Annotated in this window: 25 protein-coding genes; 10 read left to right on the top strand and 15 right to left on the bottom strand. The window is 66.6% G+C overall.

Features of this window, described 5'->3' with window-relative positions:
* Window positions 1-157 precede the first annotated feature (157 nt).
* On the top strand, window positions 158-1,072 hold the full coding sequence (locus ACFC4D_RS11545; RefSeq protein WP_376062649.1) for a LysR family transcriptional regulator: 915 nt from the start codon (window positions 158-160) through the stop codon (window positions 1,070-1,072).
* A gap of 1 nt (window position 1,073) precedes the next feature.
* Here the strand turns inward: ACFC4D_RS11545 and ACFC4D_RS11550 are convergent, their stop codons facing one another.
* From ACFC4D_RS11550 to ACFC4D_RS11570, 5 genes are all read right to left on the bottom strand, one after another.
* A complete protein-coding gene (locus ACFC4D_RS11550) occupies window positions 1,074-1,886 on the bottom strand; it encodes a carbohydrate ABC transporter permease (protein ID WP_375952251.1) in 813 nt (270 codons plus the stop codon).
* Window positions 1,876-2,754 (bottom strand): carbohydrate ABC transporter permease, encoded by an 879-nt coding sequence (locus tag ACFC4D_RS11555; protein ID WP_376062724.1) that lies wholly within the window; start codon window positions 2,752-2,754, stop codon window positions 1,876-1,878. The genes ACFC4D_RS11550 and ACFC4D_RS11555 overlap by 11 nt, the downstream gene beginning before the upstream one ends.
* A gap of 296 nt (window positions 2,755-3,050) precedes the next feature.
* The gene (locus ACFC4D_RS11560) at window positions 3,051-3,899 is read right to left on the bottom strand and encodes a metallophosphoesterase (protein ID WP_376062650.1); all 849 of its coding nucleotides are present in this window, start codon (window positions 3,897-3,899) and stop codon (window positions 3,051-3,053) included.
* Window positions 3,896-5,260 carry an ABC transporter substrate-binding protein gene (locus ACFC4D_RS11565; RefSeq protein ID WP_376062651.1) on the bottom strand — a complete coding sequence of 455 codons (1,365 nt, stop codon included), beginning with the start codon at window positions 5,258-5,260 and terminating at the stop codon, window positions 3,896-3,898. The genes ACFC4D_RS11560 and ACFC4D_RS11565 overlap by 4 nt, the downstream gene beginning before the upstream one ends.
* Before the next feature lie 29 nt (window positions 5,261-5,289).
* Window positions 5,290-6,405: an ABC transporter ATP-binding protein gene (locus ACFC4D_RS11570; protein ID WP_376062652.1), complete on the bottom strand. Its 1,116-nt coding sequence runs from the start codon at window positions 6,403-6,405 to the stop codon at window positions 5,290-5,292.
* 165 nt (window positions 6,406-6,570) lie between these two features.
* Here ACFC4D_RS11570 and ACFC4D_RS11575 point away from each other — a divergent pair, with 165 nt between their 5' ends.
* On the top strand, window positions 6,571-7,260 hold the full coding sequence (locus ACFC4D_RS11575) for a hypothetical protein (protein WP_376062653.1): 690 nt from the start codon (window positions 6,571-6,573) through the stop codon (window positions 7,258-7,260).
* A 98-nt stretch (window positions 7,261-7,358) separates the two neighbouring features.
* Here the strand turns inward: ACFC4D_RS11575 and ACFC4D_RS11580 are convergent, their stop codons facing one another.
* The 3 genes from ACFC4D_RS11580 to ACFC4D_RS11590 form a co-directional block, all read right to left on the bottom strand.
* Window positions 7,359-8,297 carry a phosphotransferase family protein gene (locus ACFC4D_RS11580; RefSeq protein WP_376062654.1) on the bottom strand — a complete coding sequence of 313 codons (939 nt, stop codon included), beginning with the start codon at window positions 8,295-8,297 and terminating at the stop codon, window positions 7,359-7,361.
* Between the two features lie 183 nt (window positions 8,298-8,480).
* Window positions 8,481-8,996, bottom strand: a complete 516-nt coding sequence (locus ACFC4D_RS11585; protein WP_376062655.1) for an AAA family ATPase — start codon at window positions 8,994-8,996, stop codon at window positions 8,481-8,483.
* Window positions 8,997-9,012: 16 nt separating this feature from the next.
* Entirely contained in the window at window positions 9,013-9,783 is a 771-nt protein-coding gene (locus tag ACFC4D_RS11590; RefSeq protein ID WP_376062656.1) for a hypothetical protein, read from the bottom strand.
* Window positions 9,784-9,901: 118 nt separating this feature from the next.
* On the opposite strand from ACFC4D_RS11590, the gene ACFC4D_RS11595 reads away from it, so the two are divergent.
* From ACFC4D_RS11595 to ACFC4D_RS11605, 3 genes are all read left to right on the top strand, one after another.
* Entirely contained in the window at window positions 9,902-10,432 is a 531-nt protein-coding gene (locus ACFC4D_RS11595; RefSeq protein ID WP_376062657.1) for an SRPBCC family protein, read from the top strand.
* A 110-nt stretch (window positions 10,433-10,542) separates the two neighbouring features.
* Window positions 10,543-12,708, top strand: coding sequence for an RNA polymerase recycling motor ATPase HelR (gene helR, locus ACFC4D_RS11600; RefSeq protein WP_376062658.1), 2,166 nt, complete (start codon window positions 10,543-10,545; stop codon window positions 12,706-12,708).
* Between the two features lie 69 nt (window positions 12,709-12,777).
* Entirely contained in the window at window positions 12,778-13,494 is a 717-nt protein-coding gene (locus ACFC4D_RS11605; RefSeq protein WP_375952226.1) for a hypothetical protein, read from the top strand.
* 15 nt (window positions 13,495-13,509) lie between these two features.
* Here the strand turns inward: ACFC4D_RS11605 and ACFC4D_RS11610 are convergent, their stop codons facing one another.
* Window positions 13,510-14,733: a site-specific integrase gene (locus ACFC4D_RS11610; RefSeq protein ID WP_376062659.1), complete on the bottom strand. Its 1,224-nt coding sequence runs from the start codon at window positions 14,731-14,733 to the stop codon at window positions 13,510-13,512.
* A 91-nt stretch (window positions 14,734-14,824) separates the two neighbouring features.
* Between ACFC4D_RS11610 and ACFC4D_RS11615 the strand changes: the two genes are divergently transcribed.
* Together ACFC4D_RS11615 and ACFC4D_RS11620 are read left to right on the top strand one after the other, a co-directional pair.
* Window positions 14,825-16,066 carry an epoxide hydrolase family protein gene (locus ACFC4D_RS11615; RefSeq protein ID WP_376062660.1) on the top strand — a complete coding sequence of 414 codons (1,242 nt, stop codon included), beginning with the start codon at window positions 14,825-14,827 and terminating at the stop codon, window positions 16,064-16,066.
* A 97-nt stretch (window positions 16,067-16,163) separates the two neighbouring features.
* Window positions 16,164-17,153 carry a diiron oxygenase gene (locus tag ACFC4D_RS11620; RefSeq protein WP_375952218.1) on the top strand — a complete coding sequence of 330 codons (990 nt, stop codon included), beginning with the start codon at window positions 16,164-16,166 and terminating at the stop codon, window positions 17,151-17,153.
* Between the two features lies 1 nt (window position 17,154).
* On the opposite strand, the gene ACFC4D_RS11625 is transcribed toward ACFC4D_RS11620, so the two are convergent.
* Entirely contained in the window at window positions 17,155-17,880 is a 726-nt protein-coding gene (locus tag ACFC4D_RS11625; RefSeq protein ID WP_376062661.1) for a TetR/AcrR family transcriptional regulator, read from the bottom strand.
* A 127-nt stretch (window positions 17,881-18,007) separates the two neighbouring features.
* Here ACFC4D_RS11625 and ACFC4D_RS11630 point away from each other — a divergent pair, with 127 nt between their 5' ends.
* Entirely contained in the window at window positions 18,008-18,472 is a 465-nt protein-coding gene (locus ACFC4D_RS11630; protein ID WP_376062662.1) for a DUF4333 domain-containing protein, read from the top strand.
* A gap of 3 nt (window positions 18,473-18,475) precedes the next feature.
* Here ACFC4D_RS11630 and ACFC4D_RS11635 read toward each other — a convergent pair whose 3' ends face one another.
* The 4 genes from ACFC4D_RS11635 to ACFC4D_RS11650 all read right to left on the bottom strand — a co-directional run bounded on the left by ACFC4D_RS11635 (window position 18,476) and on the right by ACFC4D_RS11650 (window position 22,500).
* Window positions 18,476-19,681, bottom strand: coding sequence for an ABC transporter permease (locus ACFC4D_RS11635; RefSeq protein WP_376062663.1), 1,206 nt, complete (start codon window positions 19,679-19,681; stop codon window positions 18,476-18,478).
* The gene (locus ACFC4D_RS11640) at window positions 19,678-20,556 is read right to left on the bottom strand and encodes an ABC transporter ATP-binding protein (RefSeq protein WP_376062664.1); all 879 of its coding nucleotides are present in this window, start codon (window positions 20,554-20,556) and stop codon (window positions 19,678-19,680) included. The genes ACFC4D_RS11635 and ACFC4D_RS11640 overlap by 4 nt, the downstream gene beginning before the upstream one ends.
* An 89-nt stretch (window positions 20,557-20,645) precedes the next feature.
* Complete coding sequence (locus ACFC4D_RS11645) at window positions 20,646-22,049, bottom strand: FAD-binding protein (RefSeq protein ID WP_376062725.1); 1,404 nt, start codon at window positions 22,047-22,049, stop codon at window positions 20,646-20,648.
* Window positions 22,050-22,074: 25 nt separating this feature from the next.
* On the bottom strand, window positions 22,075-22,500 hold the full coding sequence (locus ACFC4D_RS11650; RefSeq protein WP_364634722.1) for a nitroreductase family deazaflavin-dependent oxidoreductase: 426 nt from the start codon (window positions 22,498-22,500) through the stop codon (window positions 22,075-22,077).
* A gap of 66 nt (window positions 22,501-22,566) precedes the next feature.
* Here ACFC4D_RS11650 and ACFC4D_RS11655 point away from each other — a divergent pair, with 66 nt between their 5' ends.
* On the top strand, window positions 22,567-23,433 hold the full coding sequence (locus ACFC4D_RS11655; RefSeq protein WP_376062665.1) for a class II glutamine amidotransferase: 867 nt from the start codon (window positions 22,567-22,569) through the stop codon (window positions 23,431-23,433).
* Between the two features lie 11 nt (window positions 23,434-23,444).
* Here ACFC4D_RS11655 and ACFC4D_RS11660 read toward each other — a convergent pair whose 3' ends face one another.
* Entirely contained in the window at window positions 23,445-25,487 is a 2,043-nt protein-coding gene (locus ACFC4D_RS11660; protein ID WP_376062666.1) for an ArnT family glycosyltransferase, read from the bottom strand.
* 154 nt (window positions 25,488-25,641) lie between these two features.
* Between ACFC4D_RS11660 and ACFC4D_RS11665 the strand changes: the two genes are divergently transcribed.
* Window positions 25,642-26,646 carry an alpha/beta hydrolase gene (locus tag ACFC4D_RS11665; RefSeq protein WP_376062667.1) on the top strand — a complete coding sequence of 335 codons (1,005 nt, stop codon included), beginning with the start codon at window positions 25,642-25,644 and terminating at the stop codon, window positions 26,644-26,646.
* The last annotated feature ends 17 nt before the right edge of the window (window positions 26,647-26,663 follow it).

Consider the following 26,663-nt stretch of genomic DNA (forward strand, 5'->3'; position numbering starts at 1 on the left):
TGACAGGCACTTCGGTTGCCGCGCCGACCTCGATCGGGCAGCCGGGTACCAGCGTTCACCCGCCCGCAATGGGATCGGCCACCGATGTGCGGATGAGATTCATCGGCGGTTATCCGCCGGGGCTAGCGTGACCCCCGAGAGGGAAGGAGTCGTCGCCATGGAGCTGCGACATCTGGTGTCGTACATCGCGCTGGCCGAGGAATTGCATTTCGGCCGGGCCGCGCTGCGCCTGCACATCACCCAGCCCAGTCTCAGCGCGCAATTGCGCAAACTGGAGAAATCGGTGGGAGCGCAACTGGTAGCCCGTAATTCGCACGAGGTTCGCCTCACCGCCGCCGGGCGCGAATTCGAGATCCAGGCCCGGCAGATCGTGGCCCAGGTGGAGCGGGCCGCCCGCGCCGCGCGCGCCACCGCCGAGGGGCGCTCCGGAACGGTGAACGTCGGCTACAACGTGCCCGCCAGCCGTCATGTGCTTCCCGACGCACTGGTGCGCATGACCGAACGCCATCCCGATATCGCGGTATCGCTGTGGGAGAAGCGCACCGGGCCGCAATTGGACGGACTGTCCGACGGCACCCTCGATGTCGCGCTGGTGTACGGCCATCCCAGCACCGCTGAATTCCGGTATCGCCGTATGCTGCACCGGGTTCCGCTGGTGGCGGTGGTGGGTCGCGGGCATCGCTGGGCCGAGCGCGCCGGGGTGCCGTTCGCGGAATTGGCGGGGCAGGAGTGCGTGCTGTTCGCGCGCGAGCAGTGCCCCGCCATGTACGACGTGATCTTCCGCGCGGCCGCCCAGACCCGGATCAGTCTGACCGTCGGGCATTACGCCGACGATCCGGGTGCGACCGCGCATATGGTGTCGGTGCGGCCGATGGTCGGATTCGCCTCACTGCCGCGCGCGATCTCCATGGGTATGGGTACGCCCGGCAGTAGCTCGATCGCGGTGAAACTGGTGGACCCGGTGCCGACCCTGGATCTGTACGCGGTGTGGCGGGCCGAGGAGGACAATCCGGCGGTCTCGCTGTTCCTGGATTGTCTGGAAGCCCCCGAGCCCGCCCGTATTCCGGCCTGACTCACTTCAATCCCGATCGCACGAATCCGTCCACGATCTGACGCTGCAACACCAGATACAGCAGCAGCACCGGCAGACACGCCGCACCGGCCACCGCCATGAGCGGACCCCACTGTTCGCCCTCGGTGCCCATGAAACTCCGAAGCCCCAGCTGCACAACGGCATTGGAGCGCCGCAGTACGATCGCGGGCCAGAAGTACTCGTTCCAGGCATTGATGAACAGCAGAATGCCCAGCGCCGCGAGCGCGGGCCGCAGATTGGGCACCACCACCGTCCACAGAATGGACCAGGACGAGCGACCGTCCACCCGCGCCGCAGCCACCAATTCCTTGGGGAATGCGGCCATATGCTGGCGCAGCAGCAGAATCGCCAGCGCCGAGCACAGCGTCGGCAGCACCGTCCCGACCAGCGTGTCCAATAGCCCCAACCTGCTGAGCAGCAGGTAGTTCGGCAGCATCGACACCTGGAACGGCACCAGCCAGGTGCCCACGAACGCCAGGTACAGCAGCCGCTGGAACGGGAAGGTGTACATGGCGAACGCGTACGAGGCCAGCAGTGCGATGAGCAGCTGCCCGGCCGCCGAACCCGCCGCCATCAGGAACGTATTCCACAGCAGCCGAGGCAGATCCACCTTGTCCACCGCATCGGCGTAACTGGCCGTGGACAGCGGCCACGGCAGCGGAGCCAGCGAGGACACGTCCTGCGGGCGGCGCAGGCTGGTGGCGAACAACCAGTAGATCGGGAACGCGCACACCAGCGCCGTCGCACCCAGCAGCAGATGCCCGCCGACCCGCTGGATTCGGTCAATCATCATGGAAGGTCACCTTTTCCGAGAGCCACACCAGTACCCCGGCGACGGCGGCGAAGCCGACGAACAGCAGCACACCCGCCGCGGCGCTGAGCCCGGCGTCGAAGCTGTGGAACGCGTACTCCCACAACAGGTAGTAGATATTCGTGGTGGATTGCGCGGGCCCGCCCTGGGTCATGGAATCGATGAGCGGGAAGGTGAGCGTGGGACTCAACAGCACCGTGGTCAGCACCAGGAAGACCAGGGTGGGTGAAAGCAGCGGCAATGTGATCCAGCGCCGGATCTGCCCGCTGCTCGCGCCGTCGACGCGCGCGGCCTCCTCGTAATCGCCGCTGATCGCGGCCACGCCCGCCGAGACCACCAATTGCGCGAACCCGAGCAACTGCCATCCGGTGATCCCGATGATCACCAAATGCGCTGTTGCCGAGTCATATACCCAGTTCCGGTCCGACCCCAGCATCCGGTCGACGAATCCGCTGCCCGGATGCAGCAGCCAGCGCCATACCGCCGCCGCGGCCACCGGGGCGACCAGGAACGGCGCGAACACCATGGCCTGATACACCGCCCGCGCGCGCCTGCCGATGCGCCGGCCCGCGAAGGTCAGCAGCACCGGCAGCACGACCGTGAACGGCAGCAGCCCGAGAATCATCACCCCGGTGCGCCCGACCGAATCCCAGAAGGCCGGAAGTTCCACCAGGCGTTCGTAATTCGCGGTGCCGACCGGCTTCATCGGCGCGGTCGGCAGCAGGTTCCACGAATAGGTGGACAGCTGCACCGCCTGCACCAGCGGCCGATAGGTCCACACCACGAGCAGGATCAGCGCCGGGGCGAGGTAGAGGTACGGCACCACCGTGCGGCCGAGGCGCCGCCGGATTCGCTGCCGCCACGGTGGCGGGGGGGGGGGGCCCGCGCCCCCCCCCCCCCCCCCCCCGCCCCCGGGACCCCCACGCGGCCGATGCGGCGTGGGTTGGCAGGTTTAGATTGGGCCCCCCCGGGGGGGGGGGTGGAGCGGGGCGGGAGGGTCCCCCCCCCCCCCCCACCGCCCTCGCCGCGGCCCGGTGAACCAGCAGGCGTCGAATCATGCTTCGTTGCACTGGATTCGATGCTCCCCGCCGTGCTGTCGGGTTCGACCGGGCCGATCTCGGCGCGGGTATCGATGACGAACACGAGTCACCGATGGTTCGGGGTCAGGACGGCCAGGCGGGCCAGCTCCGCCGCCTCGTCGCGGTCGTAGAGCTGGGTGGCGGGCGTGACCTCCACCGCCGTGGCCACGAAGGCGTCGCCGATGATGTCGATCCGGGTGAAACCGAAACCGTCGGTGGCCTGCTGGCGTCCGGCGGCGGCCATGGCGTCGATGCGATAGGCCACCGCGGGTCCGATCCACACCGGAATGCCCGCGAGCGAACCCGCACTGGTCAGGTGATGGTGCCCGCTGACGATCATCCGCACATCGGTGCCCGCGACCACCTCGGCGAGGTCATCGGTGTTGTGCAGTTTCAGGATGCGCGCGGCCGCCAATGCCGAGCGCAACGGCGGATGGTGCACGGCCAGCAGGGTCCCGCGCGGTGCGGGTGTTCTGAGTTCGTCTGCCAGCCACTGCAATTGGGACGGCTCCAGGCGGCCGTCGTGGCGGCCGGGAATGGTGCTGTCGAGGGCAATGATGCGCAGGCCCGCCACTTCGCGCACACAATCGTGCGGTCGGTCCGGGGAGAGCCCCAGGCCCAGCAGTTCGGTGCCGAACGCGCCGCGCTCATCGTGATTGCCCATGACATAGACGATCTGCGCGCCCAATTCCGCTGCGGCCGGTTCGATCGCCTCGCGCAGGCGGCGGTAGGACGCCGCGTCCCCGGTATCGGTGAGATCGCCGGACAGTACGAGCGCGTCGATGCGCCCGCCCGCCGCGCGCAGCCGATCCAGGACCCGGGTGAGATTGGCGTAGCTGTCCACGCCGTTGGGAATCGGTTCGCCCGCCGGGCGAATATGGGTGTCGGAGAGCTGGATTACGGTGAGATCGCTCATGAGGCGGGCAGCAGTTTGGCGCCCTCGGTGCGGGCGGCGGTGAGCGTGGACTGCGGATCCTTGCCCTGGAAGACGATCGATTCGACGGCGTCCATCATGCCGTCGCGGATCTGCAGATAGTTATTGCCGGGCAGCGACACCCACGGCTCCATCGCCGCCAACTGCGCGACATTCGGGGCCAGCAGCGGATTCTTCTGCGACCAGTCGTACAGGGCATTGTTCTTGTCCAGCAGGCCGGTGCGCAGCGGCAGGTAGCCGATGTTCTGCGAAATGGTGGTGTAGGCCGAGGCGCTGGTCAGGAATTTGATGAGTTCCCACGAGGCGCGCTGCTTGGCCGGATCCGACGACAGAATGTGCAGTCCCGCACCGGAATTGGTGGGGACGACCGGCTTATCGCCGAAGCGCGGCATGGTGGCCGAGCGCAGATCCCACTTATCCTTGGCACCGGCGACGAAGGTGCCCTGAATGGCGCTGGTTTCGAGAATCATGCCGATCTCGCCGCGCGCGAACGCCTCGTAACCCTGCTTCTGATTCAGCTTCGGCATGGCTCCGGTGTTCACCAGATCCTGTGCCATCTTGGTGACCTGGACCGCGGCGTCATCGGCGAAACCGAGCGTGCGCCTATCGTCGGAGACCACGCGACCGCCGTTGGAGCGCACCATGGATTGGAAGCACCAGTCCTTGGCGCTCTTGGTCAGGCAGTCGATGTACGCACCGCCCTGACCGGTGCGGGTCGCGATGGCGCGGGCCGCGTCACCGACCTCGGCCCAGGTGGCAGGGGGTTTGCTCGCATCGAGTCCGGCCTGGGCGAACAGGTTCGCGTTGTAGTACAGCACCGGGGTGGAGAACACGAACGGGACGCCGTAGGTGTGGCCGTCCCAATCGTCGAGGGTGCGGGCGCGCGGTGCGAACGGCAGTGTGCCCTCGAAATTGTTCTTCACCTCATCCTTGCCGACCAGCACGTCCAGAGGCTTGGCCTGCAACTGATGAACGGTGAAATCCAGGTCGCTGAAACCCAATTGGGCCACATCCGGCGGTGAACCCGCCACCAGCTGATTCTGAATGCTGGAGATGGTGTCGCTGGCCGGGTTGGGGCTATTGCCCTGCGGCTTCTGCGCGGTCACCTTGATATTCGGGAATTTGCGGCCGAAATCGGTGATGAGGGTGTTTAAGGTATCGGTCCACGGTCCGGCGAGACCGTAGTTGTACGACTCGAAGACGATCGAAACCTGTTGATCGGAGCGCAATTCCGGGATTTGCGCGACGGTCGAGTCGCCGGAGGTGCTGCCGCCCAGTCCGCACGCGCTGAGCGTGACGGCGGCGGCGCACATCAGGCCCAGCCGGGGCAGAGTGCGTTTCACGATGATTCTCCTGGGTTCGATGAGAGGTGTCAGGACACCGGCACGGCGGCCGGTGCCGAGAGGGCGTCGGACTGCCAGCGCAGGCGCAGACCGGAATCGGGGTGGAAGAGATGGATATCGGCCGGATCGGCGCGCAGGGTGAGCTGTTCGCCGCGGCGCACCCCGGCGGGGCGGGGGAGGCGGGCGCACAGGCTGTGCGCGCCGACGTCGATGTGCACGAGTTCCTCGCTGCCGAGGTTCTCGACCATGCGGACCCGGCCGTGGATGCGGCCGGTGGGGTCGATGCGCAGGCGTTCGGGGCGGATGCCCGCGGTGACGGCGGTGACGCCGGCGTGGGTGTCGGCCTCGAGACCCAGCGGCGCGGTGATGCCGTCGGCCTGCACGTGCAGTTCACCGTCGCGCGAGATCGCTTCGGCGGGAAACAGATTCATCGGGGGTGAGCCGAGGAATCCGGCGACGAACGTGGAGCGCGGGCGATCGTAGAGCTCCTCGGGAGTGCCGACCTGTTCGATGCGACCGGCGTTCATCAGCGCGATCCGGGAGGCCATGGTCATGGCCTCGACCTGATCGTGGGTGACGTAGACGAAGGTCGCGCCCAGGCGCTGATGCAGTGCGATCAATTCCGCGCGGGTGGCGCTGCGCAGCGCGGCATCCAGGTTCGAGAGCGGCTCATCCATCAGGAACGCCCCGGGATCGCGAACCATGGCGCGCGCCAGAGCTACTCGCTGGCGTTGCCCGCCAGAGAGCGCGGCCGGGCGGCGATCGAGCAGTGCGCCGAGTTCGAGTACCACCGCCACCTCCTCGACGCGCTGGGCGATACGCGCCTTGGACTCGCGCCGCGACTTGAGCGGAAACCCGATATTCCCGGCCGCCGTCAAATGCGGGTAGAGCGCATAGCTCTGGAACACCATGGCCAGATCGCGGCGCTGCGGGGACATCTCGGTGATATCCCGTTCGTCGAGCAGAATCCTTCCGGCGGTGGGGGATTCGAGTCCGGCGAGCAGGCGCAGCAGCGTGGATTTACCGCATCCGCTGGGTCCGAGCAGCACCAGGAATTCGCCGTCGGCGATATCGAGGGTCACCTCCCGCACCGCCTGGTGCGCACCGAATTCTTTCGATACCGCGTCGATCTGTACTCGAGCCATGCGCTCAGTCTCGATGCGCCGTACCACCGCCGACCCGGGCGATAGAAAACGACGATCGCCCGAAAGCAGTTGCTACCTCACCGCCTGCCGCCCCCGCGCCTCGGCGACGGTAATCCCGGCGCGAACCGACAGCGCCGCATCGGATCCCGCAGCAGAAAGCCACAGATGAGAACCCTCGCCGCCACCGTGACCGTACTGGCCACCACCCTGGCAATCCTGGACGCGTCCGCGACCGCCCAGGCCGACCCTGCCACCCCCGTCAACTTCACCGCCACCAACACCGAAACCGCCACCGTAATCCGCACCGACGCGGGCACCATGACCGCAGACAACGGCGTCTTCAAGATCAAGGCCACCGACGGCACCGTCCTCGGCGGCACCGAATTGTCCTTCCGCGTAGACGATTTCACCTTCCCCATCACCGCCGAAATCGCCGACCACCGCGCCACCCTCACCCCCCGCTTCGACCTCGACCACGCCACCTACCAGCCCGTGGCCCTCCCATATGAGAGCCAGGCCCCCTGGAAAACCGAATACGACCGCGAACAGGCCGCCTGGAACCGCCTCGCCTCCACCATCAGCGCGGGAGCCACCATCGGCACCGCCGTAGGCGGCATCGCCGGCGCAGCCATAGGCTGCCTAATCGGCGGCGCCACCGGCGCAACCCTCACCGGCGCCCTCTCCGCCATGTTCGGCGCCCTCCCCGGCGCCATCGTCGGCTGCATAGCCGGCCTCTCGGTAATCGGCTTCCTCGGCACCCTCGTAGGCCAACTCTTCATCACCGCCCCGGTAGCCATCCTCGCCGCCGCCCAATACTTCACCACCATCAACACCCCCTTCGTCCCCGCCAAATAGCCTCCACCTCGGCGCTTCGCGGCGGTCGCCCGGTCGCGGCGAAGCGCTGGAAGGATCGGCGGCCTATGGGAATGCGGGTGGCCCGGTGCTCCCGAGCCTTACCGCCATCCCAATCTTTCGGCCAACCATGCGATGGTGACGCGAGCCTTCTCCGCCTGATGTGTGCGCAGCATCGGCGATCGAGGTGGTGCGGGCAGCCTGCTGTTCCGTGCCCAATACCCGGCCAGTGCGCATACGAACGCATCGACAACCGCCGAATCGATGTGGGCGGTAAGCGGATTCGTCGCCAGCAGCGGCCCGGGATCGACCCCCGCACCGAGCATCGACGGCACCAGCGTCACCACATCCACCCATGCGGCACCCACGCACGGCCATGCCCAGTCCACCACGAGGACCGTCCCATCGGCGCGCAGCATCATATTGTCCGGCCGAATATCGGTGTGTAGCAACGTATTGCCGACGGATGTCGAAACCCAGGTGGATTCCAGCTCGGCCAGCGCCCGTACATTGCGCCGACTCCACCCATCCAGGTCACTCGGAACCCCGTCGCGAGCGAAATGCCGCCACCCCGTCAGGTCTTCCCCGAAAGACTCGGCAATGGTCGGAACCCCATCGAGCGGGTTCGGCGTGAGCATCTCCGCGAGCTGCTCGACGGCTCGCACCACCGCGGCCAACTCCGAAGGCCGATTCAGCTGCGGATGTCGCCCCACCACCTCCTCGAATACGGTAACGATCCACGATTCCGCTTCGAGAGCGAACAGCATCCGCGGCGTCGGCACCCCCTTCGGCAGCCGTCCCGCCGTCGCGCTCTCGGTCCGATAGTGCCCGGCCAGGCGATCCCCGCCCGCGATGGCCTTGGCGAAAACCCTTCGCCCATCATCGAGTTCGAGCACCGCCGCCATCCCGTGACTGAACCCGCCCGCAGGTACGCGAACTCCTACCACTCGAGCACCCAAACGCGCCTCGATCTCCGCACGCACCCGAGCGGGAATCTCGTCCCAGCCGATCCGATCAACACCCCACGCCCAATCGGTCATACCCCCATCTTCCTGCCGCGGCGTATGGGTAGAGCCATAGGTAGAGCTCTGGTCGTGACCCGCTCGCCTGCTGGAGGATTGGTCCACTGTCGGCAGCTGGCATGCCGGACAGCACCCGGGGAGGGTCGGCAGTCCTCGATGTAGCGCAACGTCGCGCGCGAGGACTGCTCACCCGAGCTCATTTCACCGGGCGGCCGCCTCGCGGATTCGTTCGGCGAGGTCGGGGTGGTTCACCGGGGTTGTCGTGTCTACGAGCACGGTTGGGGTGAGGCCCAAGGGGGTTGCCTGAGCGGCCCAGAGATCCCAGTCCTGGGCGAGGCGCTCGGCGTCCTGGTAGAAGGCTGGGCGGTGGCGGTTTTCGTAGCGTCGTCTGGCGAGGGCGGGTGGGATATCGCACCAGACTTCGATCGCGTGGGTTGCGTGGGAGTGCTCGATGCCTGCTTGGGCGAAGGCCAGGTCTCTGGGCTTGAACCACCAGGAGTCGATGACGACGGTGGTGGGGATTGCGCGGGCCAGGGCCCAGACCGCCGTCATGGCCGTGCTGCCCAGGGTCGAGTGATCGGCCATGTGGGGTGAAAAGGCTTCTTTGGCGGCGTCTTTGGAGAGGAAGTGGGCGTTCAGGGCCTTCGCCAGGGGGCCGCCCAGGGTGGTCTTGCCGGAGCCGGGCAGCCCGTTGATCAGGACGAGGAGTTTGGCCATTCGGTGGTGGGGCTGATCAGTTGGTGGCGGCGGGTTGGGCGCAGAAGTGAGTGCGGGCGGCGGAGTTGGTGGCGTAGGGGGTGAGGGAGAGGGTGGTGGGGGTGGAGAGGATGCATTCCTTGGGGGTGGTGTGGACTTCTACGGTGGCGGCGGGGACGAGTTTGTCGGATTCGTAGGTCCAGAAGGTGTGGGTGCGGCCCTTGTTGGCGGGGAGGTCGGCCGAGGTCACGGTGAAGCCGTCGGGGGAGTAATCGATTGCGGTGCCGGTGAATTCGCCGCTGCGGGTGAATTCGGTGGCGGTGCCGGTGGCGTGGTAGACGGCGTAGCGGGTGCCGGACGGGGTCGTGGCGAGGGGAATGATGAGCTCTTCGCGGCCGTCGGCGTCGGTGTCGATCAGTTCGGGGCGGGAGCGGGCGGCGTCCACACCCTTTTCGGTGATCGTCTGCGCGGCAACGCCATTGGGGGTGGTGATGGCCACGGTGAGGGTGCCGTTATCGCCCGCTCCGGTGCGCCGCACGGTGAACGTGAGATCGGCGGAGTCGGACGATTGCAGTGTGCAGTCCGGCAGCGGCTTGCCCGAATCCTTATCGGGGCAGGGCAACAGCGCGGTGGCGGGGGTCACCGTGGTGGTGGGAGCGGCCGGGGGAGTCGTCGCCGGAGCCGCGGTGCTGGTCGTCGTCTTCGGAGCCGGTTTCGGCGGGTCGGTGTCGAGACCACTGACGTTGTCACAACCCGCGACGATCATGGTGGCGGCGAAAACAGTGCATATTGCGGAATTTCTCCCCATGGCGGAGAGCATAGCGGCGGGCGCGACGGCACCGGATGGCACGTCACGGTGAGTGGCATTGCGTCCGTGCGGGATTCAGGGCTAGCCTGAGATTTGTCCCAGACAGTGAGGGGTGGCTATGCCCGGCGAGACACGAGCAACGGTTCAGCGATTTCTGCGACCACCGGAAGGCGTGATCCGCACCCGCACCGATCACGGCATGACCGATGCGATGACGATCCGCATCGACGCACCGGCACAACAACTTTGGGACCTGGTCACCGATATCACCGGCATGGGCCGGTGGAGCACGGAGAATCGGCGCGGCCGCTACATCCGCGGTTCGGGACCGCGAGTGGGTGCGTGGTTCGTCGGCCTCAACCGCATCGGACCGGTGCTGTGGGCAACCCCGTGTGAGATCACGGTCGCCGAACCGCTCACACACTTCGAGTTCCAGGTGCACATCGTCGGCCCGCGCTGGGGCTACCGCCTCGCGCCGGTCCCCGAGGGCACACTCGTCACCGAATACCGAGATTGGTCCTACACGTCCGCATTCAACCGGCTATTGCGCTGGTCCGGACCTCTCGGTCAGACTCGGGACAATCACGCTCTCCACGGCATCCCGGAGACACTCAGAGCCCTCAAAGAACACGCTGAAGCACGAGCGTAAGTCCCCTCCCACTCTCAACTTATATCGCACCCCGGGGCTTGCGGCAAGACCCCGGTGATGCCGCAGAATCGCTCATCGAAGTCAGAACCTGCGGATATGAGGAGTTGTGAATGGGTGCGACTGACGTGAATCCGCTGACCGTCGATGCGTTCAACCTGCCCGAGCGGCTGGCCGCCAAAGCCGACCCGGTCCTGATCGCCGAGGACCGGCGGCACTTCGCCGCCATCGCCGACAGCCTCGAGCAATCGATCACGGACCTGACCAATCGTCTCGACACCATCCGCAAGGCCCCGGTCTCACTGGGCCAGGAGGCGGTCGAGCGCGATCAGGAAGTGCGCCAGCTCACCGGCCGCCTGCGCGGCCTGAGCCGTTTCGGCCTGGACCTGTGCCTCGGGCACTTCGTCCGCGAGGGCGATCCCGAACCCGTCTACGTTGGCCGCCTCGGCCTGACCGACAGCGCCGGTGAGCGCCTGCTGGTGGACTGGCGTTCCCCGGCCGCCGAACCGTTCTTCGCCGCGACCCACGGCCGCCCGATGGGCCTGACCCGCCGACGCCGCTACCGCTGGACCCTGGGCCGCATCAGCGACTACTGGGATGAGGTCTTCACCGCCGACGGCCTGGAGAGCAACGCCACCCTCGATGACCAGTCCGCGTTCATCGCCAGCCTGGGCAGCAACCGTTCGGCGCGCATGCGCGATGTGCTCGGCACCATCCAGGCCGATCAGGACGCGATCATCCGTGCGGGCTCACGTGGCGCGCTGGTGGTCGACGGCGGTCCCGGTACCGGTAAAACCGTTGTGGCCCTGCACCGTTCGGCGTATCTGCTGTATGCCGATCCGCGTTTGCAGCATCGCCGGGGTGGCGTGCTGTTCGTCGGCCCGTCCCGTCCCTACCTCTCGTATGTCGCCGACATCCTGCCCAACCTCGGTGAGGAAGGCGTGCAATCCTGCACGCTTCGCGACCTGGTCACCGAGGGCGCGACCGCAGCCGCGGAATCGAATCCCGAGGTTGCCCGCCTGAAGTCCTCCGCGAACCTGGTGCGCGCCATCGAGACCGCCGTCGAGTTCTACGAACAACCGCCGAAGAAGGGCATGACGGTCTCGACCGACTGGGCCGATGTCTGGCTCAGCACCGACGATTGGGCCGAAGCGTTCGAGGCCCCCGAACCCGGCACCCCGCACAATGAAGCGCACGAGCAGATCTGGGATGTGCTGTGCGCGATCCTGAAAGATAAACACGACGACGACATTCCGGCGGGCGCGCTGCGAGAGTCATTGTGGCGCAACCGTGAATTGCGCACCGCCCTCAATAACTCGTGGACCATCATCGAAGCCGCCGATCTGGTCGGTGACCTCTGGTCCGTCCCCGCGTACCTGCGCAAATGCGCACCGTGGCTCACCGCCGACGAGGTCCGGACACTTCAGCGCGCGGACGCCAAGAACTGGACCGTCTCCGATCTGCCGCTGCTCGACGCCGCCCGGCAGCGCCTCGGCGATCCGGACGCGGCCCGCCGCAAACGCCAGTACGCGGCGACCGTCGCCGCGGAGCGGGCGCGCATGGACGATGTCATCGGCGACCTGATCGCCTCCGCCGTCCACGATGACGGCGAGGGCCTGATGACCATGCTGCGCCAGCAGGATCTCAAGGACAATCTGGTCGACGGCAGCGCCCTGCCCACCACCGATCCGGACGTGCTGGCGGGCCCGTTCGCCCACGTCGTGGTGGACGAGGCGCAGGAGTTGACCGATGCCGAATGGCAGATGCTGTTGCAGCGCTGCCCTTCTCGCAGTTTCACCATCGTCGGCGACCGCGCCCAGGCCCGCCACGGTTTCACCGAAACCTGGCAGGAACGTCTGGAACGTGTCGGCCTCGACCGAATCACCGTATCGCCGTTGAGCATCAACTACCGCACCCCCGAGGAGGTCATGGCCGAGGCCGCCCCGGTCATTCGCGCCGCACTGCCCGATGCGAACGTCCCCACCTCGATTCGCAGCAGCGGTCTGCCGGTCGTGCACGGCTCCACCGCGGATCTGGATGCGATCCTGTCCGACTGGCTCACCGAACACGATGAGGGAATCGCCTGTGTCATAGGCGATCCGGCGTTCGAGGGCTCGGCCCGGGTTCGTTCACTGACCCCGGAGCTGGCCAAGGGCCTGGAGTTCGATCTGGTCGTGCTCATCGATCCGGAGCGCTTCGGACAGGGCATCGAAGGCGCGGTCGACCGCTATGTCGCGATGACCAGGGCCACCCGGCAGTTGGTGATCCTCACCAGTTAGCCGGTGCCCCCATGGGCGGGACTGACATGGCGGGACTGCTGAACCGGACGGTCGGCTAGTCTCGGGCGGATGAGCACAGTCCCGCCCCGGTCTCTCGCCGAGCGGCGTGGCGCGCGCACCGGGCCATCGGTGGTGAAGCAGGCGATCTTCATGGCCGCCGGCATGCTCTCCGGTGGCCTGCTGGCCTATTCGGCCCCGCGCATCGGGCCGGAACCGGTGTGGCTGGCCGCGCTGATCCCGTCCCTGTGGGTGCTGATGATCGGCCTGATCGTCGTGAGCGCGTGGCGAACGCGCACGGCGGTAGCGGGATTCGCGCGCACCGTCGGTCCGGTGGAATACCTGTTCGCGGTGTCGGCAGTGTCCGGCCTCGTACTGTCCGATCCGGGCGGTACGCGCCTATCCCATCGGTTGGGTACGGGATTGCTGGCCTTCGCCGTATTGCTGTTGACCGTGGCGGTGTTCGCCCAACTGCACCGGACGCACCGCCGCACCGTTGCGGCGGGGGTTCGGGAGCGCGGAACCCGCACCCGCGGCGTGGTGACTTCCACTGGGCTGGAAGACTTCCCGGCCACCCCCAACCCGAAGATCGCCACATTGACCGTCCGATTCATCGATGACAACGGCACCGAGCGATGGCTGACCCCGACCGCCTACCAGGTTCCGGCCAAACCGATCGCGATCGATACCGAAGTCGTGGTGTGGTTCGATCCGGAACGCCCCGGCGATATCTCGCGGATAGTCGCCGAATTCGACAATGGCGTCAGCCGAATCGTGCGCACGAAATAGCGCCGCGCACCCTGCTCAGAGACCGAGTTTGGTTACGGCGTTGTCTTCCAACGGGTTCGCGGTGCGGATGTAACCGTGCACGGTGCGCGGGTTGGACCAGCGGCCCTGCCGCATGATCTCGCGATCGCTCGCCCCGCCCAATGCGGCCTGGGTGGCGAAACCAGCACGCAAGGAGTGTCCGGAGAACAGATCCGGGTCCAATCCCGCGCGTGCGGCATAACGCTTGACGAGTTCGGCCACCGCACGCCCGGACATGGGGGAGTCGGAAATGCCGCCGTGCCGCGAGATGGACGGGAAGAGCGGCACATTCGGTTCGACCAGGGTGGTCCCGGTGAACCCGTGACAGCGATGGATACGCGAGTCCGCGGGTTGCTCGGCAAGCCATGCGGGCAGCGCGGCCGGATCGGCGAGGTGCTTTTCGCGCAGTCGAATCCAATCAGCGAACGCGCAGACCGGGCAGGTGTGCGGCCGCTGCCCGCGCGGCAGCACCACCCGCTGTCCGGCGATACCGGTGGGGTCGGTCTTGGTGGTGGGCAGATGAATCAGCAGCAGTGGTTCACCGCTGGCGTGATCGGTGTCGACCCGCACATCGGTGATCGCCATGCCCGCGATCTCGCTGCGGCGCAGCGCTCCCGCGAATCCGACGAGCAGCAGCAGGGTGTCGCGACGGCGGGCGGGTTCGGTGGGCCACCCGGGTTCGGGCAGCTCGGCCAGCAGCTGATCGAGGGTGTGCAGCAGTACCGGCCGTTTACGTTTGGGCTGCGTGCGCCGAGTACGGCGGATACCGCGCAGGGTCAGGCGCACGACATCGGCGCGCGTGGGGGAGGGCAGGCCATTCGCGGCATGCACCGCCGCCAGCGCCGCCGACTTGCGTTCGAGAGTGGCTGCGCTGAAAGCCCATTCACCATTCGGACGGCGTGCGTCGGCGGCGGCAGCGAGATACACCGCCACATCCAGCGCATCGGCGGGCAGCGCCTGCCGCGATTCGGCCACACACCAGGCCGCCCACGCGATCCAGTCGGTGCGATACGCCCGCAGCGTATTCGCGGACTGTGACGCCTCGAGATACCGCCGCAGCGATCCGGCCTGCTCATCGTCGAAGCGTTCCCGAACCAGGTGCAGCGCAGCGGTATCCACCAGCACGCTGCGCACCCCGCGCCGCAGTTCGGTGCGCACCGCATCGGGTACGGCGATCACCCCACCGTGCTGTTCGGTCTGCGCTTCCCGCCCTTCGGCCATGAATCGACCCTACGGCACCGGTCCGTGTCCGCGTCCGAACGCGCGACAGTAAGGTCGGGCGCGCGTATTCGTGCCGATGCAGGAGGCCAGTGTGAGTATCGAAACCACCCGCCCGGATCGTTCATTTCCGTTGCGGCAGCCACCGATTCACGTCCCGGATGACACCCTCGACGATCTGCGGCAGCGACTGGCGCTGACCCGCTGGTCCGATGACGCGGGCAACGCCGACGGCTCGTACGGCGTCCCGCGCGCCTATCTGCAGGAATTGGTCGAGTACTGGCAGACCGGTTTCGATTGGCGCGCCGCCGAAGCCGAGATCAACGCCTATGAACACTATCGAGTCGAAATCGACGGTGTGCCGGTGCATTTCATGCGCAAACCCGGCGTGGGCCCGAATCCGAAGCCGCTGATCCTCACACACGGCTGGCCCTGGACCTTCTGGCACTGGTCCAAGGTCATCGATCCGCTCGCCGATCCGGGCGCGCACGGCGGTGATCCGGCCGAGGCGTTCGATGTAATCGTCCCGTCCTTCCCCGGTTTCGGCTTCTCCACGCCCGTCCAGGATCGCCCCGACCTCAATTTCTGGAAGGTCGCCGATATCTGGCACACCCTCATGACCGAGGTGCTCGGCCACGAGAAGTACGCGGCCGCCGGATGCGATGTGGGCGCGCTGGTCACCGGCCAACTCGGCCACAAATACGCCGATGAGCTGTACGGCATCCACATCGGCTCGGGCCAGAAACTCGATATGTTCACCGGCGATCGCGCCTGGGACCTCAGCGGCGGCCGCCCGATCCCCGAGGGCCTCCCCGCCGATGTGCACGCCCGAATCGTGGAGCTGGACCACCGTTTCGCCGTCCACCTCGCCGCCCATATGCTCGCCCCGAGCACCCTGGCCCACGCCCTGTCCGATTCACCCGCGGGCATGCTGTCCTGGATTATGGAGCGCTGGACCTCCTGGAGCGATAACCACGGCGATATCGAAACCGTCTTCACCAAGGACGAATTGCTCACCCACGCCACCATCTACTGGGTCACCAACTCCATAGGTTCCTCGATGCGCATCTACGCCAATCACAACCGCTACCCATGGACCCCCTCCCACAACCGCGAACCGGCGATAGAAGCCCCCACCGGAATCACCTTCGTAGCCCACGAGAACCCACCCGGCATCACCACCGACAACCGCGTCGCCCACTTCCTCACCACCGACCGCGCCCCCTGGTACAACCACGTCAACCTCACCGCCCACGACTACGGCGGCCACTTCATCCCCTGGGAAATCCCCGACGAATGGGTCGCTGACCTGCGCCGCACCTTCCGTGATCGGTGATTGGAGTCGTCGAACTATTGTGTGGGACCGAGAGTCCCATATATCCTCGAAAGAGTGCGGGCGGTCACACGCCGCCCGCCTGCACGAGGAGACATCGATGACGCTGTCAGATTCGGTTCGCACCGACTTCTTCGACGCCGACTACCGCGCGGCGCTGGCCACCCTGTCCGAGGGCTCGGTGCACCGCAAGTTCGACCCCTATCTCGATATCGATTGGGATGCACCGGATTTCCAGTTGGATCCGAATGATCCGCGCTGGGTGCTGGCCCCGGAATACGATCCGCTGGGCGCCACGCAGTGGTACCGCGATCTGCCGCTGGAAAGGCAGATCGAGATCGGGCGCTGGCGGATCGCGAACGTCATCAAGGTCGGCGCGGCTTTCGAGAGCGTGCTGATCCGCGGGATGATGCAGTACATCATGAAGCTGCCCAACGGGTCGCCGGAGTTCCGCTACTGCCTCCACGAAATGACCGAGGAGTGCAACCACATTCAGATGTTCCAGGAGCTGGTGAACCGCATCGGGGTGGATGTGCCCGGTATGCGGCCGCTGTTCCGGATGCTGTCCCCGTTCATCGGGGTGGCGGGCGGCTACGCGCACGTGATTCTGCTGATCGGGGTGCTCGGCGGCGAGGAGCCGATCGACCACTATCAGAAGGCGCTCATCCGGCACGGCGGCAATGTGCCCCCGGCGGTCCTGCGCACCATGGAGATTCACATCGCCGAGGAAGCCCGGCACATCTCCTTCGCGGGTGAATTCCTGGCCGCGCACCTGTCCCGGATGAGCACCGCCGGGCGTGCGGTGTGCTCGGTGGCGTTCCCGCTGGCGATGCGCTGGCTCGCGGGCGAGATCATGGCACCGTCGAAGTCGTTCGCGCGCCGGTTCGATATCCCGGACGAGGTCATGCGCGAGGCGTTCTGGCAGGGTCCGCATTCGCGGCAGATCCTGTCCGGCTACTTCGGCGATATGCGTTCACTCGCACGCGATCTCGGACTGATGAATCCGGTGGCGCGGCAGCTGTGGTCGCTGATGAAGATCGACGGCCCGGCCTCGCGCTACCGCAGCGAACCCGAACGCCGGGTCGCCTGACTCATTCCGGGGTGTTCGCCGCCAGCTCGTTCAGGACGGTCAGCAGCGGGCGCTCCGGATCGAGGGTGAGTCCGTGTTCGCGGGCCACCCCGTCGAGCACGCTCCAGGCGTAACCGGCAACGGCCGCAACGAGTTTCGCGCGGGTCAGCGCGGGTTCGGGATCGCGCGTCCAGCGGCTCACCGTCGATTCGGTCATGGTGACGATGGCGAAGGTCATGGTGTCGATCGCCGGTTCGTCGGCGACGCCGATCACCCCGGCCAGCCCGGACACCAATCGCCGTGCGCGGCTCGCGATCTCGGCCTGCAGCCCCACCATGGCGGAAATATTGTCGGGATCCCCGACCCCCGGTCCGCGGCGGACGAATTCATCGCGGCGCGGATGTTCGGCGATCCAGTCGACAACCGCTCCGACCGCGCGCGCGAGGATCTCGCGAATCGATCCGGCCCCGATATCGAGCGCCGTATCCACGGTGGCGGCGAATTCGACGCAGATGGCGGTGCGCACCTGCCGATCCAATTCGTCCCGACCGGAGAACTGGCGATACACCACCGATTTGGCGAGCCCGGCCCGTTCGGCGATCTGCTGCATCGGCGCTTCGACCCCGGGCGCGTTCTCATCGAGCAACTCGATGGCGGCGGTGATAATCCGCTCACGCCGCTCGTCATTGTGCGGTTGCCAGCGCGCCTGCCGTCCACCGATGGCGGCGGCGGGTTCGGCACTGGTCACGCCGCCGAGTCTAGGGCACCGGATGCGTGCCGACAGGGAACACCCGGGCCGCCATTCCGGCCACCGAAATCGGGACGAACCACCGAATCACTTCCGGAGCACGGCACTTCGGGGAAAGATCGCGGGCATGACCGAGCCGCGTCCAAGACCGAATGTCCTCCTGATCACCCTGGCTGTCTGCGCGATAGCCGTGTCCGGTCTCATGCTGGTGGTGGTCGTGAGCACGATAGGCCCGAGCAAAGATGCCGCAGCGGCCACCAAGACCACGTCGAAGACCCCGACTCCGGCGGCCATCGCACCCGTAGTTCCCGTCGTACCCGTCGCGCCGCCCCCGCCCGTGACGGTCGTGCCGACGACCACCGCATCGGCCAGCACGCTCGACCACACCGAAGTCGCCTCGGAGATCGTCTCCGTCCTGCAGAGCGACTACGGCATCGACGACATCACCACCGTCCGCTGTCCCAACTCCATGCCCGTACGTCTCAACGCCGTCTACACCTGCACCCTCAAGGTGGGCGGCGAACCCAAACACGTCTCCGTCCAAATCACCGACCAGTCCGGCAATTACGACGTCAGCCGCCCGACCGGCTAGCGGTCAATCCTCCACCTTGAGGGCCTGGCGGATGGTGAGGCGGCCCTGGGTCTGCATGAGCGAGCGTCGGTAGAGCTTCTCGGCCATGAGCACGATGGCGTAGGTGGCGACCGCGGTGATGGCGAGTGCGATGAACGGTTCCCACCAGGCGGCGGAACCGTCGGCCAGGCGGCCGGGCATGGCCACGACGCTGACAATCGGGATGTACGAGGCGATGACGCGGCCGGTACCGGTGAGGAAGATGCCCGCGAACAGCACCAGCATGATGCACATCGACAGCGGCGTCGAGGTGGATTGCAGGTCCTCGTTGCGCGTGGCGAGCGCGCCCGCGACCGCCCACAGGCTGGCCAGCGCCAGGAAGCTGACCACGAAGAAGATGATGAACCAGCCTGCGGCCCCGGCGATCTGGGTGACCTGATCGCCCTTGCCGATCGCGGCCAAGCCGATCAGCCCGGCCCCGCCGAACAGCACCAGCTGCCCGAACGCCATCACGGTATTGCCGGCCACCTTGCCGATCAGCAACTGGCGCAGCGGGATCGCGCTGGCGAGGATTTCCACGATGCGGTTCTGCTTCTCCTCGACCACGCTCTGCGCGATGGCCATACCGAACAGGATGGACGAGAGGTAGAACAGGAACGCGAAGACGATGGTCACCACTTTGGCCAGTGCCGGATCGACCGCCGCCTTGTCGATGAGCTCGTAACCCACGGCGCTGCCCCGGGACAGTTGCTCGATGGATGTGCCCGCCGCGGCGGCATTGCGCTGCAACGTGATCTGCTGCACCGCCGCGGTCAGATAGGTGGAGGCGTCGTCGTTCTTGGCGGACTTTCCGATGAGTCGCCAACCGTTCGCGTCCGGCAGCAGGCCGACGGTGACCTTCTCATCCTTCACCTGCTGATCGGCGGTCGCCGTATCGGCGACCTGGTGCGCGGTGAAGGTGACGTTCTTGTTCGCATTGTCCGCCAGCGCATTCGCGGCCGCGACGATCGGCGCTGCGTCCGCGCTGACAATGGCGACATCCACGGTGGTGGCGCGGCTGCCCACGAATGCGCTGATACCCAGTGATGCGACGATCACCAGCACGGTCAGAATCGTGGAGACCAGGAAATTCCGGTCCCGCAGTTTCACCGCGATCTCCCGTGCGGCGACAATCCGCCACACCCCCGACGGCGCGGAATCGGCTGCGGTGCGGTCGGTTTCGGTGCTCATGCTGTCACCTCTCGATAGATCTCCGACACCGACGGCCGCACCTCGGCCAATTCCCGCACCGAACCGTGCGCCAGTGCGGCAGTGAGCAATTCATCGGTGGTCACACCGGTCAATTCCAGCAGCAGGCCCGCTCCATTGTTCTCCACGATCCGCACCCCGGACAGCGTGCCGAGCCAGTCGGTGTCACCGGTGAATCCGAGCCGATACCGCGCCGGACCCGAACTCCGCAATTCGGCGGCCGCGCCCTGCGCCACCACATGCCCCTTGGCGAGAATTACCAGGTGATCGCACAGCCGCTCCACCAGATCGAGCTGATGCGAGGAGAACAGCACCGGAACCCCCTGGGCCGCATACTCACCCAGCAATTCGGCCATCGAATCGATCGCGATCGGATCCAGCCCCGAGAACGGTTCATCGAGAATCAACGCCGTCGGATGGGTGATCACCGCCGCCGCGATCTGCACCCGCTGCTGATTGCCCAGCGACAGCGATTCGAGTTTGTCCTTACCGCGATCGCCGAGCTGAAACCGTTCCAGCAATTCCTGCGCCTGCTTTCTCGCCGCGACCGCGGTCAACCCCCGCAATCGCGCCAAATACACCAGCTGATCCAACACCGGCTGTTTCGGATACAGACCGCGTTCCTCGGGCATATATCCGAACGACCGCCGATCCGCCGCCGTCACCGCATGCCCCTGCCACCGCACCTCACCGTCGTGAGTGGCCAAGACACCCATGATCATTCGCATGGTCGTGGTCTTACCCGCGCCATTACCGCCGACGAATCCGGTCAGCGCGCCCGGCTGGACGGTGAACGACACATCATCCACGGCGATGTTCTCGCCGAATCGGCGCACCAGATGCGCGACTTCCAGCATGAAATCTCCCCTGCGTTTCCGGCCGGCCCGCTCGGCCTGCCATGCCTGCGGACCGGTACTACCTGCGTCTAGGTATGCCTTCGGCGAGACTAGCGGCGCGCACTCACCGGTTCGCCCTCGACGAGCCGGACGCGCCGAGCCAGATCGGACACGAACACCCGCTCCGGATCAGCCGCATCCCGCACCCGCTGCCATTCCGCGAGCCGCGGATACATCGCCCGCACCATCTCCGGAGTGGTCCGCGAATCCTTCGCGAAGTACAGCCGTCCACCCGCGGCAAGCACCCGCTCATCCAATTCCGCGCACAATCGATCCAGTCCGGGCGCGATCGGAAAGTCCAGGCTCAACATGAAACCCGGATGCGGCCACGACAGCGGCGCACGATTACCCGGCCCCATCCGTTTGAATACATTCAGGAACGAAGGATGCCCGGAGTGCGCGATCGCACGCACCGCATCGGCAAGCTGATCCTCCGCCCCGAACGGCATGGACAGCTGATACTGCAGGAACCCGCGCCGCCCATAGGCCCGATTCCATTCCCCGAGCAGATCCAGCGGGTGATAGAACTGCGTCAAATTCTGAATCCGCCCGCGCGCCCGCTTCGGGAACGCCCGATACGCCACCTCGGCGAGCACCCGCGCGGTCACCTTGTTGACCATCCCGTTCGGGAAGATATCCGGCACGGTGAACAGCTGCGGCGCATCGAATTTCAACGGATTCCCACGCAACTTCATCGGCAGCTCGTCAAGTTTGGCCAGGGACCCGCGACTGAACGCGGCCCGCCCGAGTCTTGCACCGGTGCTGATGGTGTCCGGCACCGACATCGAATAGTCGTAGCCGTCATCGGATCCACCGGTCAGTAATTCCATGGTCTCGGCGAGGGATGTGGTGCGGTCATTGTCGACGATGAAATACGCGGTTTCGGTGTGCTTGCAACGCACTCGCGCGCGCACCACGATGCCGGTCAGGCCCATACCGCCGACGGTCGCCCAGAACAGTTCCGATTCGGGCCCTTCGGGTTCGAGTGTGCGCACCGTTCCGTCGGCGGTCAGCAATTCGATCGAGAGCACGTGATTGCCGAAGCTGCCGTGCGAATGATGGTTCTTGCCATGGATATCGGAGGCGATGGCCCCGCCCACGGTGACCTGCCGCGTGCCCGGCAGCACCGGAACCCACAGGCCGTGCGGCAGCACCGTGCGCATGAGCGCGTCCAGGCTCACCCCGGCATCCACATCGACGACGCCGGACTCGGGGTCGACGCTGTGGATTCGGGCGAACGCCGTCATATCGACGACCAGGCCGCCGCCGTTCTGCGCCGGATCGCCGTAGCTGCGGCCCAGGCCCCGGGCGATAACGCCGCGCGGGCCCGCCTCCCGGACCGCGCGCGCCACCCGATCGATATCGTCGGTCGAAAGTACCTGCGCCACTGTGGAAGCCGTGCGGCTCCAGCCGGTGAGGGCGCGGCGATCGATCACACTTTCCCCTGCGGTGATAGTCACACCGCCACGGTAGCCGCGATCAGTTCTCGTTGCGGGACAGCGTGATCACGGGGATTTCCCAGGAGACCTTGGCCTGGAAGTCGGCCAGAAAGGGGAAGGGGGTGAGCACGGTGTCCCACAGGCGCTGGCGTTCGTCGCCACTGGCCACGGCCGCCCGGACGGGGAGGGTTTCCGCACCGACCTCGATGGTGGCGTCCGGATGCGCCAGCAGGTTGTAGTACCAGCCCGGCCGATTGGGGCGACCGCCATTGGCCGCGAAGATGACGATGTCCTCGCCGTCGCGATGGAAACCGAGCGGCCAGGTGCGCGCTTCGCCGCTGTGCGCGCCTATCGTGGTCAGCAACAGCAGGTCCATTCCGGCGAACTGACCCCCGAGCTTCCCCGAATTCGCGCGGAATTCGTCGATGATCTTCTGGTTGAGCTGCTGACGTGCTTCATCGGCCATGCGTTCTACCAACTTGGCCGCGATGCAGAATATTTCGGAGGGTCGTCGACTTTCGAGGAGGACGCCATGTGCAGGCTGTTCGGACTTTCGGCCGCACCGCAGCGGGTCAAAGCCACATTCTGGTTGGTGAACGCCCCGGACAGTCTGGAGCAGCAGAGCCATCGGGAACCGGACGGGGTCGGGCTGGGCACCTTCACCGCGGATGGGAAACCCGTGGTGGAGAAGCAGCCGATCGCGGCGTATCGGGACGCGGACTTCACCAGGGAAGCGCGGGAGCGGGAATCGGCCACATTCATCGCCCACGTCCGCTTCGCGTCCACCGGCGGTTTGCAACCGAACAATACGCATCCATTCGAACAGCACGATCGATTGTTCGCGCACAACGGTGTATTGCAGGGCCTGCCCGAATTGGAGGCGGAACTCGGTGACTACCGCGCTCTGGTCCATGGCGACACCGATTCCGAACGGTTCTTCGCGCTCATCACCCAGCGCACGGATCGGCACGGGGGAGACGTGAGCGCGGGCATCGCCGACGCGGTGCGCTGGATCGCGGACAACCTGCCCGTCTACGCGCTCAATATCATCCTGACCACCGCCACCGACCTGTGGGCGCTGCGCTATCCCGACACCCACGATCTGTTCGTACTGGAGCGAGATCCCGGCGGCCCGGACGGCACTCACCATCTCGAGCATGGCGGGCGCACCGGAATCCACGCGGCCAGTGCACAACTCACCGATCATCCGGCCGTGGTTATCGCGACCGAGCGCATGGATCCCGACCCGGGCTGGCGTGCGCTCGCGCCCGGGGAACTCCTGCATGTCGATGGTGCGCTGCGGGTGACGTCCCACATCATCATGAATTCCGCACCCCGCCACCCACTCTCACTGGCCGATCTCGACCCCACCGCCGCGGCCTCGCAGACCGGGCAGTAGGGCCGCGACAGTCAGTGCGCCGGTGCGGTGAGGTCGAAGACCGCGAGATTGCCGACGTGCTGTTCGGTGTAGTGGGCCATCACCCAGTCCAGAATCTGCTTGTTCCCGGCGGGCCGCCACACCCCGGCCTCGGAGTTGGGCTGCGCCGGATTCGGCTGTGCCGCAGGCGCTGTCGGATCGGCGGGCTTCTTATCGGTGCGCCAGGAGTCGGGCAGTTTCACCTCGGGGACGATGTAGTAGCCGATCTGGCGATCGCGCACATACTGCTGGAATTGCGGCAGCGTCGGCACCGGATCCTCGGAGGTGAACCCGCCGATGGCGATCACCGAGGTGCGAGTGGCCAATTCGAGCCCGGCCGCCGGACCGGACCGGTCGATGGCGGCGGACCATTTCGTATCGGTGGCCTTCAGCAGGGCGACCAATTGCGGATCGACGTCACCGTTTCCCATCATCATGCTCATCTGACTGCGGAAAGCGCTGAGCGCACCCAAGTCTCGGGGCGGGGCCGGTGGGCCGACGCTCGGTCCGCCGCCGGTATGCGACTGCGGCAGGGTCGCGGCGGTATAGGCGACCGAGCCCGCGAGCCCGGCGAGAATGCCCGCGATGAGCAGCAGCGAGGTGGCGCGATCGCGGGTGCGGGCGCGTTTCGCGGCGGGCGGCAGCGCCGCCAGAATCAAGCCGAGCACCGTCACCGCGGTGAGCGTGAAAATCGTCCAGCGCAGCCACGGCTGCCACGCGTGATTGCGCTGCAACAGCACGAAGGCCCAGCCGCCCATGCTGAGAATCAGTGCGGCCCCGCCGATTCGGCCGAAGGCCGTCGTGCGCCGCTGCCACAGTTCATGCGCGCCGAGCGCGAACACCCCGGCGATGGCCGGTGCCACGGCGAGGGTGTAATAGGCGTGCATACCGCCCTGCATGCCCGAGAACGCGACACCGTCGATGATCAGCCACAGCCCGAAAACCAGTGCGGCCCCACGGATCAGGTCGGTGCGGGGCTCCTTGCGGCGGGCAATGAGGACGAGCACGAACGCCAGCAGCGCCGCAGGCAGCAGCCACGAGATCTCGAAGCCGATCTCACCGGTGAACATGCGGGTGCGTCCCGACCCGAATCCGCCCGGCCCGAAATGCTGTTCGACGCTGTGCGGGATCTGATAGCCCTCGGGCAATTGGAACGGATTGCGTCCGCCCATATGGTTGTGGCCCAGATAGCGCGCGAATCCGTTGTAGCCCAGCACCAGATCCATGAACGTGTTGTCCTTGGACCCCGCCAGATACGGCCGTGAGGACTCCGGCCACAGGATGGTCAGCAGCACATACCAGCCCGAGGAGACCAGCAGTGCGCCCGCGGCGGCGAGCAGGTGCAGGAATCGATTACGCAGGGAGGTCGGCGCGACCACCAGATAGGCCAGCCCGAGCGCGGGCAGCACCATCAAACCTTCGAGCATCTTGGCCAGGAACGCGAAACCCAGTGCGACTCCGGCCAGTAGCAGCCAGCGCAGGCTCGCCCTGGGCAGCGCCCGAATCGTGCAGTAGGCGGCCGCGGTCATGAGCAGCACCATGACCGCGTCGGGATTGTTGAAACGGAACATCAGCGCCACCACGGGTGTCACGGCCAGGACCGCGCCTGCGAGCAATCCGGCTCCGCGATTCGCGGTGACCCGGGTGACCGCGCCGTACATGAGCGCGACAGCGGCCACCGCCATGAGCGCCTGCGGCGCGAGCATGCTGGCACTGCTGAAGCCGAAGATCTGACCCGAGAGCGCCATCACCCATTGCGACACCGGCGGCTTGTCGACGGTGATGAAATTGCCCGGATCCAGGGACCCGAACAGCAGTGCCTTCCAATCGTCCGAGCCCGACCACACCGCGGCGGCATAGAACCCATTGCCCATCCCATTGACGGTGATATTCCAGAGGTAGGCCACGGCGGTGCCCAGCAGAAGCGCGGCCAACCCCAGCCGCTCCCATCTGCGGGCGGGTGGCAGCAGGGCCGTTGCGGTCTCGGCGGGCGGCGTCGATACGGGCGGCGCGGACTCGGCGGTGGTGACGGTCACCGCGGGAGTCTCGCCGCCGAGCCGGTGAGGAGACTGGCCTCTAGCTGGGAAAACGCTGTGAATCGGGTTATGCGGGGCAATTTTTCGAGTGGGGAACGCGGGAACGATCTTGGGCGTTGGCCCAGTGATTCGGCAGTGGACGTCAGGTGATCGGATGAGTGTGCAGCGTCGCAAGATCGGTAGATGGGTCGTGGTTTCGGTATGCGCCGCCTCGGCGGCATTGGTGGCGGCGCCCGCCGGGGCGGCCGCCCCGGCCGAAGCGGGGGACGGCTCGCATATCGATCATGTGGTGCGCACCGATGAGCGGCGCGAAACCATCTACGTGTACTCGGCCGCCATGAACCGGGTGATCGGCTTGCGCATCATCCGGGCCGCCGATTCCAGTCGCCCGCAACCGACGCTCTATCTACTCAATGGCGCGGAGGACGGTGTCGACGCGAGTGGCGTCGAATCCTCCTGGGAGACCAATACCGATCTGGCCGACTTCATGGCCGATAAGAACGTCAATACCGTGACGGTCCTGGACGGCCGCTACACCTACTACACCGATTGGATCGCCGACGATCCGAACCTGGGTCGCAATAAATGGACCACCTTCCTGACGCGAGAACTGCCGCCGTTGCTCGATGCGGAACTGAACGGTTCCGGCCGCAATGCCATTGTGGGAGTGTCGATGTCGGGCACCGCCGCGCTTTCCCTGGCCGAATCCGCGCCCGAGCTGTACCGCAGCGTCGGCTCGTTCAGCGGCTGCGCCGAAACCAGTACCGATCCGGGCCGACGGTATGTGCAGGCGGTGGTGCTCTCCGGCGGCGGCAACCCGTGGAATATGTGGGGCGTGGACGGAGCGCCGGGCTGGGTCGCCAACGATCCGTCCACCCCGGAGAATCTGGAGAAATTGCGCGGGATCGATCTGCACATCTCCGCCGGTGACGGCGGAGCGGCGGACCCCACCGGGCGCGCGCATACCGCCGCCGGCGGCGGAGCGCTCGAATCGGTCGTCGACACCTGTACGCACGAATTGGATAAGCGCACAACGCAACTGGGCATACCCGCGACCTACACCTATGTCCCCGGCGGTCAGCATTCGTGGCCGTACTGGCAGGACGCGCTGCATCAAGCCTGGCCGGGTATCGAACGATCGCTGACCACCGGCAACTAGCCGCGGGGGATCGGGCG

It is taken from the genome of Nocardia sp. NPDC056000 (assembly GCF_042269265.1).
In the GTDB taxonomy this organism is placed as follows: domain Bacteria; phylum Actinomycetota; class Actinomycetes; order Mycobacteriales; family Mycobacteriaceae; genus Nocardia.